This is a genomic window from Mesorhizobium sp. P2_F7, from assembly GCF_056403695.1.
This window is the reverse complement of record NZ_JBFUFA010000007.1, coordinates 97,944-112,426: the sequence shown is the minus strand read 5'-3', so window position 1 is coordinate 112,426 and position 14,483 is coordinate 97,944. Positions and strand designations below refer to the sequence as shown.

Sequence of the window (14,483 nt, the reverse complement as noted above, 5' to 3'; positions counted from 1 at the left end):
AGGAAACACTCATCGCGGTGGCCGTTTTCCTCTGCCTGACGGCGGCGCCGCTGGCCAGCATGGCCGTCTACGGCAGGTTGCCAGCCCATCACCGTGACGACGACACCAACGCCGTGGTTCGGCTCGCCGCCAACCTGTTCGTCGTCATGACCTCGCTGGTGCTTGGTCTCATGATCAACTCGGCCAAGAACACTTTCGAGTCGATCGACCGCAACGTGCACACATATGCGACCGAGTTGATCCTTCTCGACCGGTCGCTTCGGCAATATGGGCCCGAGACCGCCGAGGTCCGTCAGCCGCTGGTCGCTTATGTACAAAGACAGACCAACAACTGGACAGAAGCCAACGAAACACCCCTCGTCGCCAACCGGCTGTCTGAACGTCTGTTGACCGAGATCAGCACACGATTGACCGCTCTGCAGCCTGCTGACGCAGCGCACGGTTCCCTGCTGGAGGACGCCCGCCAGCATCTGCAGAAGGTAGTGGAACTGCGCTGGGCTTTGATCGAGCAATCCGAAGGTACCATCCCGCGGCCGCTTATCGTTATGCTCGTTGCGTGGCTGGTGCTTATCTTCGCCAGTTTCGGTTTCAGGGCGCCGCGAAATGCCATCACCATAGAGACGTTCGTGGTGTCGGCAGCGCTGATTGCCGGAGCGCTTTACCTGATCCTCGATATGGATGTGCCGTTCTCCGGCCCGATCCAGATTTCGTCGGCGCCTTTGCAGAGGGCTTTGGTCGAATTGCTACAGTGAGGCGGAACCCACCGCGTTCCAGTGCATTCCTGGATATGGCTGGATTTGCCGGTCCGTTTGAGGGAGGCGACATGGGTTTCGATCAGTATCACGAGCCGCCGGAAGAACTGACGCAGAAGGTGCGGACCTTCGCCCGCATGATTACCTCGCTGATCGAGGAGGCGGAGGCGATCGGCTGGTATGAGCAGCGCATATCGGTGGAGAAGGACCCGCAGGCCAAGGCGATCATGAAGAATGCGCAAGGCGAGGAGTTCAAGCATTTCGGCATGGATCTGGAATTCCTGCTGCGCCAGAAGAAGGACTGGCGGGCGGAACTGAAGGAAATCCTGTTCACCACGGGCGACATCGTCAAGGCCGGCGAGCGGGGTGAGAAGAAGGTGGATTGATGCCGGCCAGCCTGCGTCCGGCAGTTATCAGTCACTATCGCGCGCAATCAGCTCCAGCGGCCAGACTTCGCGGATGATGCGCGTGCCTTCGGGGCTGGCGAAGGCGGGGAGCGAGGCCAGCAGCATTTCAGCCAGCCGCCTTCCCATCGGCTCCAGCGACGGACGGAAGGCAGTCAGCGCCGGAGAAAAGTAGCGGCAAAGCGGCGTGTCGACGATGACGATCACCGCGATGTCGTGGCCGGGCCTGATGCCCATCTCGACCAGTGCCTTGCAGCCGCCGAGCGCCATTGCGTCATTGTTGAAGATGATGGCTGTGGGCCGGTCCTTGGAGAGCATCACGCGCGGCGTCACCTGGTAGCCTCCGGCCTCGTTGATGAAGCCGTCGGCGATCAGGCCGAGGTCGACTTCGATGCCGTGCCGCTCCAGCGCCTTGCGGTAGCCGTCGAGGAACAGGTACCCGAAGTTGAGATCATGCGAAGGGCGGATGGCGGCAATGCGGCGGTGGCCGCGCGCGACCAGCCGGTCGACGGCTTCATCACCCGCCCTCTCGAAATCGATATCGAGCGAAGGATAGGTGTCGCCGCCGGATTGACTGCGGCCAAGCGTGGCGAAGGGAAAGCCGGCCTTGCTGAGATAGTCGATCCGATCGTCTTTCCGCCGTGTATTGGCCAACACGACCGCGTCGGCCCGGCGCGTCTCAACCACGCGGCGCAGCCTCTCCTGCTGATATTGGCCGGGCTCACCCATGACGACCATCAGATCCAGGTCATACTCGGCGAGCCGCGCCTGCAGACCGGTCAGGAACGGGATGAAGAACGGTTCGCCATATTGCTGGTCGCCGGGGTGCGGTTGCAGCATGAAGGCGATGGAACGGGTGGCGCCTTGCCGCAGACTGCGGCCGGACTGGTTCGGCGAATAGTTCAGCTGCTTGGCGGCGGCGAGCACGCGCTGACGGGTGTCGGCATTGACGTCGGCGCGGCCGTTCAGCGCGCGCGACACGGTGCCGATCGAAATGTTCAGGTGACGCGCTAGGTCGTGAATACTGGACGCCAAGGACGGTTCTCCCCCTGCCTTGGCTAGCACCGGCTGCCGCTCAGGCCAAGGCTTCGGGGTGATTTTTGCAGGCAGCCGATTGACATTCTACGCCATCGGGTGTGTTCTCGTAAACGTTTACGGGAAAACGTTTACGGTGATGCCGTGGATGCCGTGACATTCGGTCTGGAGGGACCGGACGGGAGGAATGCCGGATGATGAATGTCGTCCTCGTCGGCTGTGGTGCGATGAGCAAGGCCTGGCTCGATGCCGCGAGGCAGATCGACGGGCTCGCCATTGTCGGCCTGGTCGATCTCGATGCCGAACGGGCGAACGCGAGGGCGCGCGAATACGGGCTTGATGGCGCCATCATCGGCACCAGCCTCGACGCTGTGCTCGGCCAGACAAGGCCGGACGCGGTGTTCGACGTTGTCGTTCCTGCCGCCCGCCGTGATGTCGCTTTCGCTGCCTTCGCCCACAATTGCCATCTGCTGACGGAAAAGCCGCTGGCCGACACTCCGGAAAATGCCCGTGCCATCGTCGAGGCGGCTCGCCGCGCCGGGCGCATTCATGCCGTGGTGCAGAACCGGCGCTATGTCGCCAATGTCCGGCGCATAAGGCGGTTTCTGGATTCCGGCGCTATCGGCAAGCCAACCAGCATCCATGCCGATTTCTTCGTCGCCCCGCATTTCGGTGGCTTTCGCGAGGAGATGGCGCATGTGCTGCTGCTGGACATGGCGATCCACACATTCGATGCCGCCCGCTACATGGTCGGCGGCGAACCCGCCGGCGTCTATTGCCAGGAATGGGAGCCGGCCAATTCCTGGTATCGGCAGGGCTCGTCGGCCAGCGCCGTCTTCGATCTCGGCGGCGGCAAGATTTTTACTTACGCCGGCTCCTGGTGCGCCGACGGCTTTCGCACCAGCTGGGAAGGCAGCTGGCGCATCGTTGCCGAACGCGGCAGCCTGACCTGGGATGGCAGTGATGCGCTGAAGGCGGAAGTGGTGGCGCCGGGCCGCGAGGGGATTTTCGACAAAACGCAAGCAATCGACGTGCCGGCGCTCGATCCGGCCGACCGCATTGGCGGCCATCTCGGCATCATCAGGGATTTCATCCACGCCATCGAGACCGGCACCGAGCCGGAAACGCGCGGCTCCGACAACATCAAAAGCCTGGCCATGGTTTTCGGCGCCATCGAAAGCGCCGAGACCGGCCGGCGCGTGGCCATTTCCAGGGAAGGACTGTGATGCCAAACCCGCTTCTCGACATCCGGATCGGCACCATGGTGCGGGCCAATCTCGACGACCCGGCGGCTTATATCAAGCAGATCCTGCCGCTTGGGTTCGAGAGCATTCAGCCCTTCTTCTGGCAGACGTTGGGCGGCAAGGATCTGCCGCGGCTGGCCGGTGAGATTCGCGAGGCGATCGGCGATGCCGATGTCGCTGTGTCGTCGATCGGCGTGTTCGGCAATCCGCTGGAAGATGGCGAGGTCGATCGCGGTGTGCTCGCCGCCTGGGAAACGGTCATCGACAACGCGCATCTGTTCGGCGCTTCCACGGTCAGCGGCTTCACCGGCCGCCTGCGCGGCAAGAAGCTGACCGACAGCCTGCCGCGCTTTCGCGAGGTGTGGGGTCCGCTAGCCAAGCGCGCCGCCGACAAGGGCGTGCGCATCGCCTTCGAGAACTGCGCCATGGACGGCAACTGGGCGACTGGCGACTGGAACATCGCCCACAATCCCGATGCCTGGGAGCTGATGTTCAACGAATTGCCTGACGACAACCTCGGGCTGGAATGGGAGCCCTGCCACCAGCTGGTCTATCTCATCGATCCGGTGCCCCAGATCCGCAAATGGGCGCCGCGCATCTTCCACGTCCACGGCAAGGACGCGACGGTGCGCTGGGATGTCATCCGCGAGCACGGCGTCTTCGGCCGGCTGCCCTTCGTGCAGATGCGCACGCCCGGTTTTGGCGACAGCGACTGGACGCGGGTGATCAGCGAATTGCGGCTGGCCGGCTTCAAGGGCGCCATCGACATCGAGGGCTGGCACGATCCGGTCTATCGCGGCGATCTCGAGATCACCGGTCAGGTGCGCGCGCTCGACTATCTCAAGCAATGCCGAGGAGGTGCGACCTATCTGCCGAACCCGGCGTGAGGAGCGGCCGGCGGGAGGAGCCGGCCTAACAGATTGCCAAGCACTGCTGAAAGCGAATGACGAAAACCCCTCGGCTCACCGAGGACAAAAGGGAGGAACGTGCATGAGCATCGCATTGAGAACGACACTTCTGCGCTCGACCGTCGTGGCCGCTGCCACTGCGCTCTGCGCCGCCATCTCCACTCTGCCGGCACAGGCGCTTGACGCCCAGTGGTGCAAGGACGTCCACATCCGCTTCTTCGTCGGCGGCGCCGAGGGCGACGCTTTCGGAACCATCGTCTATAATGGCGCCAAGCAGGCGGCGGCCGATCTCGGGCCGAAGGTCGACTACATCTTTTCGCAGTGGGACGTCGAGAAGATGGTGCAGCAATTGCGCGAGGCCGTCGCGGTCAAGCCCAACGGCATCGCCATGATGGGCCATCCCGGCGACGCCGCGATCATGCCGCTGGCCGAACAGGCGCACAAGGACGGCATCAAGATGATGTACCAGAACGTGCCGGTGCCGAAGGTGGTGGAAGCGTTCGGCGGCGGCTATGTCGGCGCCCAGCAGGAACAGCAGGGCCGCGCGCTCGGCGCCGAAGCCTTCAAGCTCGGCAAGCTCAAGTCCGGCGACAAGGCGATCATGATCGGCCCGTTCGAAAACGAAGCCCGCGGCGCGCGCGAGCGCGGCACGGTGGCCGCGCTCAAGGAAGCCGGCGTCGAGGTCATCCAGCTGTCGTCGCCGCCGAGCGGCGAATGGGCGTCCGACCCCAATCTGGCGATCCCGGTGATCACCGCGGCGCTCCTCAACAATCCTGACGTCAAAGCGGTCGGCTATCCCGGCGGCCAGATGCTCGGCAATGTCGCCACCTACATGCAGGCGGCGGGCAGGAAGCCCGGCGACATCTTCAATTTCGGCTTCGACACCAGCCCGCAGATCGTCGAGGCGTTCAAGGGCGGCTGGGTGCAGCTGACCGCCGATCAGCAGCCGTTCCTGCAAGGCTATTTGCCGATCCTCAGCCTTTGCCAGCAAGTGGTGCTGGGCCTGGCGCCGATGAATGTCGACACGGGTGCGGGCTTCGTCACGCCGCAGAATTACGAGATCGTCGCCGAGCTCGCTAAGCAGGCGTTGCGCTAACCTCCCAAGCTGTCGGCCAGGCCCGGGCCTGGCCGGCAGGACCGCTGGCGAGAATGCCGGCAAGCGACAATCAAGCGAGGATCGCCATGGCCGAACGCATCATCGAACTGCGCGACATCAGCAAATCCTACGGCCAGGTCTATGCGCTGGGCGGGGTCAATCTCTCGGTCGACCGCGGCGAGGTGGTCGGCCTGATCGGCGACAATGGCGCCGGCAAGTCGACGCTGATCAAGATCCTGTCCGGCGTCGTCAAGCCGACCAGCGGCGAGATCCTGGTGCGCGGCAAGCCGGTGACCGGATGGAGCGCGGCACGCTCGCGCGATGCCGGCATCGAGACGGTGTTCCAGGACCGGGCGCTGGCGGTGCAGCAGACCATCGTGCGCAACATCTTCATGGGTCGCGAGCTCACTGGCTTCATGGGCTTTCTGAAGGTCAACAAGGAGATCGAGGAGGCAAGCCGGTTGATGCGCGAGATCGGCTTCACCTCAAAGGTGTTCACGCCGCACTCGATCGTCGGCCAGCTGTCGGGCGGCGAACGCCAGGGCGTGGCGATCGCGCGCGCCATCTACAAGCAGGCGGAGCTGATCATCCTCGACGAGCCGACGACGGCGCTGTCGCTGACCGAGACCGCCAAGGTGTTTCACTTCGTGCGCCAGGTGCGGGCGAGCGGCCGCTCGATCCTGTTCATCGGCCACAACATCCACCATGTCTTCGACATTGCCGACCGCTTCGTGGTGCTGGACCGCGGCAAGGTCGCACTGACCGCCGACCGCACCGAGGTCAACTCGGCCGAGGATCTCATCAACTTCATGGAAGACGTGGCACACCCCGGCGGATTGCCGGGCCTGCACGATGCCGGCGACGCGGAGAGGGCAGTGCGATGAGCAAGACCATGGAACCCGATCTGCAAAGCCCGCTCGGCGGCGAGGCAGCCCGTCCTGAGTGGAAGCACCCGTCCGATCACTGGCCGCGCGGTTTCGTCATCGACAATCGCGCAGCGCTCGGCACGTTTGCCGTGTTCATCGTCATGATGGCGGTGTTCCTGATCGCCAACCCGACGGTGTTCACCACCTGGTATCTCTACAGCTCGGTGCTGACGACGCTGCCGGTTGCGCTGTTCGTGGTGGTGCCGCTGGTCTTCGTCGTCACTTGCGGCGAGATCGATTTGTCGTTTCCGGCAACGATGGGCTTTGCCTCCTGGGTGTTCGCCCTGGTGGTGCAGGCCGGCTACGATCCGTTCCTCGGCATTGCGGCTGCGATCATTACCGGCATGCTGCTCGGCTTTCTCGTGGGATCGCTGGTCGTCTATGGCGGGCTGTCGTCGCTGATCGCCACGCTCGGCATGAACTTTTTGCTGCGCGGCCTCATCCAGATCATCAACGAAGGCAAGTCGACGGCACTGACCGGTCTCAACGACAGCTTGGCCTACAAGATCTTCTCCAGTCAGCTGTGGGGCATCCCGGTGCAGATCTTCTGGGCACTCGCCTTCGTCGTTTTGTCGGCCATGCTCTACAACCGCCATCGCTTCGGCGCGCAGGTCAGGGTGGTCGGCGACAACCCCGACAGCGCCCAGCAGATGGGCATCGACGTCAAGCGCGTGCGGGTGAAGGTGTTCGTCTTTGTCGGCATCGGCGCAGCCATAGCCGGCACCTTCTCAGTGATGATCAACTTCACCTGGTGGCCGACCGCGGGCGACGGCTATCTTCTGCCGGTGCTGGCCTCAGTCTTCGTCGGCGGCACCCCGACCTGGGGCGGCATCGGCACAGTTGCCGGCGGCGCCATCGGCGCGGTCACCGTCGCCTTCATCCAAACCGGCGTGGTGGCGGCGGGCCTGAGCGGCTTCTACGTGCAGTTCTTCAACGGCCTGATCATCATCCTGTCGCTGCTCGGGCATAAATGGAACCAGGCAAGGTACAGGTGAGGGCTAGCCGTTAAGGCAGCTCACACCGCCGCGACAAACCCGTCCAGCACGCGTTTCTGGCCGGCTTTGTCGAAGTCGATGGTCAGCTTGTTGCCTTCGATGGCGGATATGTTGCCGTTGCCGAATTTTTGGTGGAAGACGCGGTCGCCGACGCTGAAGGGCGACGGCGTGTCGGCGACGGATTTGGCGACCAGTTCGCCGTCTATGGTGCGGCCTTTGACCGAGGTGCGGCCGGCGCCGTAGCCGCTATCGGTCTCGCCATAGCCGATGCGCTCGACCTGGTGGCCGGAGCGCGTGCCCCAGTTGCGGTCGGTCGCCTCGGTGCGGTTCGTCTGCGCGCGTTGCCAGCCTGGCGTGGCATAGGTGTTGGAGAAGGCGCCGGATTTTTCCGCGCCGACATTGTCGAAGCGCGAGGCGCCATAGGGGTTCTGGCGGCCACCGCGACCGGAAGCAAACGAACCGCCGCCATAGGCATTGCCGTAACCGCCATAGGAGTTGCCGCTTTCGGCGATCTCGACATGGGCGTTCGGCAACTCTTCGAGGAAACGCGACGGGATGGTCGACTGCCACAGGCCGTGGATCTGGCGGTTGGAGACGAACCAGATATGCAGGTTCTTTTTCGCCCGCGTCAGGCCGACATAGGCGAGGCGCCGTTCTTCCTCCAGGCCGGAACGGCCGCCTTCGTCCAGCGCACGCTGGTGCGGGAACAAGCCTTCCTCCCACCCGGGCAGGAACACGGTCTCGAATTCGAGGCCCTTGGCCGAATGCAGCGTCATAATGCTGACGGCATCGAGCCCGGCGTTCTGCTCGGCATCCATGACCAGCGCCACATGTTCGAGGAAGGAGCGCAGCGACTCGTACTCCTCCATGGAGCGGATCAGCTCCTTCAAATTTTCCAGCCGTCCCGGCGCTTCCACCGAGCGGTCGTTCTTCCACATGTCGGTGTAGCCGCTCTCCTCGAGAATGGTCTCGGCGAGTTCGGTGTGCGGCGTGGTTTCCAGCGCCTTCTGCCAGCGTTCGAAATTGGCGGCGACTTCGCGCAAGGCGGCGCGCGGCTTCGGCTTCAGCTCGTCGCTTTCGGCGAGGTTGCCGGCCGCTTCCAGCATCGGGATGCGTAAGCTCCGCGCCGTGTCGTGGATCTGGCGGATGGTGGCTTCGCCCAGACCGCGCTTCGGCACATTGACGATGCGCTCGAAGGCGAGGTCGTCGCCGCCATTGGCGACGACGCGGAAGAAGGCCAGCGCATCGCGGATTTCCATGCGCTCGTAGAAGCGCGGACCGCCGATGACGCGGTAATTGAGGCCGAGCGTGATGAAGCGATCTTCAAAGGCGCGCATCTGGAACGACGCGCGGACAAGAATGGCCATGTCGTTGAGGTTATGCTTGGCGCGCTGGTAGGCCTCGATGGTCTCGCCGACGGCACGCGCCTCCTCCTCGGAATCCCAAGCGGCGTGGACATGCACCTTCTCGTCGTCCTCGGCCACCTTTTCGGTGAACAGCGTCTTGCCGAAGCGACCCTCATTGTGGGCGATGAGGTGCGAGGCGGTGCCGAGAATATGCGCGGTCGAGCGATAGTTACGCTCCAGCCGGATGATGGTGGCGCCCGGGAAATCCTTGTCGAAGCGCAGGATGTTGTCGACCTCTGCGCCGCGCCAGCCATAGATGGATTGATCGTCGTCGCCGACGCAGCAGATGTTTACGGTGGCGCGCTGGTTTCCCTCCCCCTTGAGGGGAGGGTGGCCGGGCGAAGCCCGGTCGGGTGGGGTCCGCGCGGCAGTGCTAGACGCCCTTGTGGCGTTTGAAGATTGGGCGGTGCCTTCTGCAGCGACCCCCTCCGCCCGCTTCGCGGGCACCTCCCCCTCAAGGGGGGAGGATTGCGGCCGCTGCGCCAAGAGCCGCAGCCACATGTACTGCGCGGTGTTGGTGTCCTGGTATTCGTCGACGAGGATGTATTTGAAGCGCCTGTGGTAGTCCTTCAGCACATCCGGATTGGCGCGGAAGATGCGGATCGGGTGGCAGAGCAGATCGCCGAAATCGCAGGCGTTCAGCGTCTGCAGTCGCTCCTGATAGGCCTTGTAGAGCTCGCGGCCCTTGCCGTTGGCGAAGCTGCGCGCATCGCCCTCGGCGATATCGGCGGGGCCCTGGCCCTTGTTCTTCCAGCCGTCGATCATCTGCGCGAACTGCTTGGCCGGCCAGCGCTTGTCGTCGAGGCCTTCAGCCTGGATCAGCTGCTTGATCAACCGCACGACGTCGTCGGTGTCGAGAATGGTGAAGTCGGATTTCAGCCCGGCCAGCTCGGCATGGCGGCGCAGAAGCTTGACGCCGATCGAGTGGAAGGTGCCGAGCCACGGCATGCCCTCGACATTGCCTTCGCCGATCAGGATGCCGATGCGCTGCTTCATCTCGCGCGCGGCCTTGTTGGTGAAGGTCACCGCCAGGATCTGCGACGGGAAGGCCCGGCCGGTGGCGAGGATGTGGGCGATGCGGGTGGTCAGCACCCGCGTCTTGCCGGTGCCGGCGCCGGCCAGCACCAGGACCGGGCCTTCGGTGGTTTCCACCGCCAGCCGCTGCTCGGGGTTCAGCCCCTTCAGGTAGTCGGGCGCGCTGTTTTGGCCGCTGCGGGCCGCCATGGCGCGCGCGGCTATCCCCGACGGGGCCGCGGGCCGCGCATTCGGTTCGTCAAAGAAGGGCATGTCTTCCGAAAAGCCGGACATCGCCCCCGAATGTAGTGATTCGGCAGCGAAAGACCAGAAGTGTCTACGTTTTGTTCTGGTTTGGAAGCCAGATTCCCGGGCGCCGTGCGAATATTACCGCTCCGGCGCCCGGCAAGCTGTGCAAAACCCTGTCGGGCGGCGTTATCCCGCGGCTACCCGCATCCGCTCGCCGATCCTGTCTGCGACATAGCCTGCATCGCGTGCCGCACCATGGATCATGGTGGACGAGGTCGAGTGCTGGAAATGCAGGCCGCAGACATAGAGGCCAGGTTCGCCTTCGACCGCGCCGCGATACTGCTTCACCCGGCCGTTGCCGTCGAAGACCGGCAGCTTGATCCAATCCAGCCCGCCCTTGAAGCCGGTGCACCAGACGACATTCGCGACGTCGAGGATCTGGCCATCGTCGAGCAGCGGCTTGCCCTCGCGCACACCGGCGACGCGGGCGACCCGGCGGACGCTGGCGGCGTCGAGATCGCCAGGCTTGACCCGGATCAGCGGCAGACCATGGGACAGCTGGTTCGGCTTGGCCTTGCGGCCCATCGGTGTGTCGACCGTCAGCAGCCGGTGGAAGACGAAGCGGAACACGACCGGCAGGACCAGGCGCATGGCGAAATAGCCGTTGTAGGCGACCGGAATGTTGCCGGGGTGACGGCCGGCCAGCAAGACCTGGTGGGTGGGCGCGATGTCCATGGCGATCTCCGCGCCGGAATTGCTGGCGCCGACCAGAAGCACGCTGCCGGGATTGAGTTGCGCAGGGTTCTTGTAGGCGCTCGAATGGAGTTGCCGGATTGATGGGTCGAGCTGTGCGGCGAAATCCGGCAGCTTCGGCTTCTGATAGCTTGCCGAGGCGATGACGACATGGCTTGCCGTATAGTGCGTCTGGCCAGCCGTCACAACATAGCGGCCATCGCTGCGGGTCACCTCGTCGACCTTGACGCCGGTGCGCACCGGCAGCGAAAATTTTCTGGCATAGGCTTCGAGATAATCCGCCATCTCGTCCTTGGTCGGGAAGGCGTAGCGCGCGGCGGGGAAGGGCATTCCAGCCAGACCGTCATAGCGCGCCGGCGTGAACAGGCGCAGCGAATCCCAGCGCGAACGCCAGATGTCGCCGATCCGATCGCGCGCCTCGAGGATGATGAACTTCACGCCTTTGCGGGCGAGATGATAGCCGACCGACAGACCACACTGGCCGGCGCCGATGACGATGACATCGAAATGCTCCTCACTGAGCGCTGGCCGCTTTTCGTCGCCGGATGATGCCTGGCCTGGTGGCCTTTGGCTGCCCTGCAGCGCGTCGGCCTCCAGTTGTATGAAGGCCGCGCCCTGTTCCAGCAAAGCGCCGGCACGCATCCTTGTTTCAGTGATGCCGACGCGGCGGCCAGGCAGTCGTATTGCGTGCCCAGTCGGGCAGGGTGTTGAAGTCGGGGTCATGATCGCTCCATCTGGTTCGTCAGCCTGGAGCAAAATAGCGGTCCGGCGCAGCGCCGCTTCGGGGAGACACCTCACGCGACAAGGAAAACGCCATGGGGATTTTCCCCCATGACCAGCGATCGTCGTCGTGTCAGAGCAGCCCGTTCTGGAAGGCAAAGGCCGTCGCTGCGGCGCGCGAGTTGACCGCCAGCTTGTCGAATATGTTGCTGAGATGCCGATCGACGGTCTTTTCGCTGAGACCGAGATCGCTGGCGATCAGCCGGTTCGTCTTGCCGGTGGCGACAAGGCCCAGCACCTCGATCTCGCGCCGGGTCAGGCCGTGCGGGCGCGCCTTGTCCGGTGCAGTGAGCATTTTGACGCGAGCAAGTTCGGGCGCGGCGCCAAGTGCGGTGAAAACCGCCTTGGCTGCATCGAATTCAAGCTCCGCGCTGTCCTCGTCGCCAAGCGCGCGGCAGGCCAGTCCCGCCAGCACACGCAGGCGCGCTTCAAGATAGGGTGCGCCGGCGCGCTGCCATGTCGCCAGTGCCGCTCGGAAATGGCCGAGTGCGGCTGCGGCGTTTCCGTCGTTCATCTCGATTTCGCCTCGTGCCTGCGAGGCCATCGCAACAAGAATGTCGGTCGCGAAACGGTCGGTGATCGCGTGCAACTCCAGACAAGCCTCACGTGCCTCGTTCATTGCACCGGCCGCGATCATGATCTCGACCACCGCCGGCAGCAGGCGGGCGCGGCCCAGCGGCGTTTCGGTCGTGGCAAGCACGCGGCGCATGGTTGCCGCCGCCTGTTCGGCACGGCCTTGCATGAGGCGCAGCAGCGCCATGCCCGGCTGGGGTTCGAGCCCGAGCCGGCTGGCGGTGCGGTAGAGCTCTTCGGCTGCCGTGAATTCGCCGCGCAACCGATGGATTTCAGCCTCCTGATAGGCCGCTCCGGCAGTCGTCTCGTTGCGGATATTGCGGACCAAAGATGACGTCGCGCGATGTGCCTCGGCAACGGCCTCCTGCCAGGCGCCGTTCATCTCCATGATCTCGGCCCGGTGCAGCATGCAGACGCCATTGAACTGGACCATCTGCGGCTGTGATCCGCACCAGTTCGACAGCGCGGTCGTCCATTCGCGCGAACGATCGAAGGCGTAGATCTGCCGGCATGCATCGATGAGATTGCAATAGATGAGGCCGGTAACGACAGGCGAAAGCTTGCCGTCGACGACGGGCAGCATGGCTTCGTCGAGCGAGGCGATGCCTTCCTCGATGCGGCCCTGCCGCACCAGCGCGCGGCCGAGATAGCAGCGGGCGAAGGCGATCAGGTCGAGATCGCGACAGCGCTCGCCGATCGCCAGCGACTGCGCGGCAAACACCGCGGCAGCCGCATCGTTGCCGGCCCTCAATTCCTTGTGGGCCGAAAGCATGATCAGGTAGCCGTGCGCCGCGCATTCGCGGCCAAAGGTTTCGGCATGGCGCTGCGCCTTCTGCAGCCAGGCGGTGCCGCGGCCTTCCTCGTGCAAGGCCATGAGCCGGAAGCCATGGAAGAACGCCCAATAGGCCGCCTGGTCGTCGCGGCCGGCCTCGGCATGCAGGTTGAACAGGCGCTCGGCGGCGGCGAATATGTCGGGATCGCGGTCGAGCATTCCTGCCGACCACATCAGCCGCTCAAGGTCTTCCGGCGCTAGCGCGGTGATCTCGTCGGTCGCCTGCAGAAGCTCGAATGCGTCTGCCCATTGCCGCAGGCCATAGGCATTGCGGGCCTTCTCGAGCAATGAGGCGGCTTCGGTCTTCATCGGCAGCATGCATATAGCATCGCCCGATAGCGGGCAGAAGAATGGCAAATGCGCGGCGGCGTCATTTCGGCGTGAGCATGCTGGCCATGCGGGCAATAAAGACAGTCTTCGGCAGCTGCTTTACTGGCCGTTTAGGCTGTCGGTTCATCGGAAATCAACAGCATTGCGACACTATTGCAAGCAAAGGCTGCAATGGAGGCGGTGTTGATCGGAGTATTCGGACGCAGGGTAGCCCAGGTACTGGGCGGTCGCGAAGCCGTGCCGCAATCGCGCGACGACATCAGAAAGATCATTGTGCCGGAAAAGGCATACAAGTCGGACAGCCCGTATGACCTCGTGCAGAGCGTGGTGAATTTCGTCAACTTCGCCCTGCGCAAGGCGTATTACAACAGGGACGAGCTGGCGCAGAACGCACTGCGCTCCTATCACGTCGACTACTACATGGCGCAGGTGAACAATGGCGGCCACTCGCAATATGCCGCCAATTCGAACATGCTCGATTTCACGCTCAGGGATTGCCAGGAAGGCCTCGAGGCGATGCGCCATGAGGCCGCCACCTTGCACCGGCGGTTCCTGACCTTCGCCAAGGCCGAGCCGGCGCGGATGGACAAGGTGTTCAAGGGCGGTGGTTTCGGCGACATCGATCCGGCGATGGACAAGCTCGACAAGGAATTTTACGAGCTCTGCCGGCAGAAGCCGCTGATCGAGGCAAACCGGACCTGGCTGAAGTCGCTGCCCGAATTGCGGGTCGTCGCCGACGACGAATATATGGCGGTCACCGACGCCTTCGCCGCGGCCAACAAACATGCGTCGGCGCGCAAGGTGGAGCGCGAACGCCAGGCCAAAGAAGACGACGCCAAGGACCCGCTCAAGCAGGCGATGGGCTATCTCTGCATCATGGTCAAAGAGCCGCGCCGGTTCATCGCCTGGCATCAGGGCCAGCCCGATCAGGATCTCGGCGACGGCATCAAGATTGTCCGCTTCGTCGTCGAGACCGATCGCGGCATGTGCTACGCCTATTTCCATCCGAAATGGTCATTGTTGTTCGACATGGTGGCCAAGGGCGACCCGATCGCGCAGGTGCCGACCGAGATGGTCGTTGCGCATGTCCAGCGCTCGACCGGTCACAATCTCATGGATGTATTGCGCCGCTGAGCCAGCGCGAAAAGGCGGTCAGAAGGACCGCCTTCTTCTCACCCTATGCTGG

12 protein-coding genes are annotated in these 14,483 nt (G+C 64.0%); 8 read left to right on the top strand and 4 right to left on the bottom strand.

Annotated features, from left to right (window positions below; translation table 11 throughout):
• The first annotated feature begins 59 nt into the window (after positions 1 to 59).
• Positions 60 to 752 (top strand): bestrophin-like domain, encoded by a 693-nt coding sequence (locus AC1DZ8_RS22430; protein WP_477301260.1) that lies wholly within the window; start codon positions 60 to 62, stop codon positions 750 to 752.
• A 71-nt stretch (positions 753 to 823) separates the two neighbouring features.
• Positions 824 to 1,138, top strand: coding sequence for a ferritin family protein (locus AC1DZ8_RS22425; protein ID WP_477301262.1), 315 nt, complete (start codon positions 824 to 826; stop codon positions 1,136 to 1,138).
• 27 nt (positions 1,139 to 1,165) lie between these two features.
• Here the strand turns inward: AC1DZ8_RS22425 and AC1DZ8_RS22420 are convergent, their stop codons facing one another.
• A complete protein-coding gene (locus AC1DZ8_RS22420) occupies positions 1,166 to 2,191 on the bottom strand; it encodes a LacI family DNA-binding transcriptional regulator (protein ID WP_477301264.1) in 1,026 nt (341 codons plus the stop codon).
• Positions 2,192 to 2,385: 194 nt separating this feature from the next.
• Here AC1DZ8_RS22420 and AC1DZ8_RS22415 point away from each other — a divergent pair, with 194 nt between their 5' ends.
• The 5 genes from AC1DZ8_RS22415 (at position 2,386) to AC1DZ8_RS22395 (ending at position 7,360) form a co-directional block, all read left to right on the top strand.
• Complete coding sequence (locus AC1DZ8_RS22415) at positions 2,386 to 3,417, top strand: Gfo/Idh/MocA family protein (protein WP_477301266.1); 1,032 nt, start codon at positions 2,386 to 2,388, stop codon at positions 3,415 to 3,417.
• Complete coding sequence (locus tag AC1DZ8_RS22410; protein ID WP_477301268.1) at positions 3,417 to 4,322, top strand: sugar phosphate isomerase/epimerase family protein; 906 nt, start codon at positions 3,417 to 3,419, stop codon at positions 4,320 to 4,322. The genes AC1DZ8_RS22415 and AC1DZ8_RS22410 overlap by 1 nt, the downstream gene beginning before the upstream one ends.
• 103 nt (positions 4,323 to 4,425) lie before the next feature.
• Entirely contained in the window at positions 4,426 to 5,439 is a 1,014-nt protein-coding gene (locus AC1DZ8_RS22405) for a substrate-binding domain-containing protein (RefSeq protein ID WP_477301269.1), read from the top strand.
• An 86-nt stretch (positions 5,440 to 5,525) separates the two neighbouring features.
• Entirely contained in the window at positions 5,526 to 6,323 is a 798-nt protein-coding gene (locus tag AC1DZ8_RS22400) for an ATP-binding cassette domain-containing protein (protein WP_477281711.1), read from the top strand.
• On the top strand, positions 6,320 to 7,360 hold the full coding sequence (locus tag AC1DZ8_RS22395; RefSeq protein WP_477301272.1) for an ABC transporter permease: 1,041 nt from the start codon (positions 6,320 to 6,322) through the stop codon (positions 7,358 to 7,360). The genes AC1DZ8_RS22400 and AC1DZ8_RS22395 overlap by 4 nt, the downstream gene beginning before the upstream one ends.
• Before the next feature lie 20 nt (positions 7,361 to 7,380).
• Here AC1DZ8_RS22395 and AC1DZ8_RS22390 read toward each other — a convergent pair whose 3' ends face one another.
• From AC1DZ8_RS22390 to AC1DZ8_RS22380, 3 genes are all read right to left on the bottom strand, one after another.
• Positions 7,381 to 10,074 (bottom strand): ATP-dependent helicase, encoded by a 2,694-nt coding sequence (locus tag AC1DZ8_RS22390; RefSeq protein WP_477301274.1) that lies wholly within the window; start codon positions 10,072 to 10,074, stop codon positions 7,381 to 7,383.
• Between the two features lie 141 nt (positions 10,075 to 10,215).
• Complete coding sequence (locus AC1DZ8_RS22385) at positions 10,216 to 11,505, bottom strand: flavin-containing monooxygenase (protein WP_477301276.1); 1,290 nt, start codon at positions 11,503 to 11,505, stop codon at positions 10,216 to 10,218.
• A 130-nt stretch (positions 11,506 to 11,635) separates the two neighbouring features.
• Positions 11,636 to 13,285: a LuxR C-terminal-related transcriptional regulator gene (locus tag AC1DZ8_RS22380; protein ID WP_477401657.1), complete on the bottom strand. Its 1,650-nt coding sequence runs from the start codon at positions 13,283 to 13,285 to the stop codon at positions 11,636 to 11,638.
• 195 nt (positions 13,286 to 13,480) lie between these two features.
• On the opposite strand from AC1DZ8_RS22380, the gene AC1DZ8_RS22375 reads away from it, so the two are divergent.
• Positions 13,481 to 14,431, top strand: coding sequence for a DMP19 family protein (locus tag AC1DZ8_RS22375; RefSeq protein ID WP_477301280.1), 951 nt, complete (start codon positions 13,481 to 13,483; stop codon positions 14,429 to 14,431).
• Positions 14,432 to 14,483 lie beyond the last annotated feature (52 nt).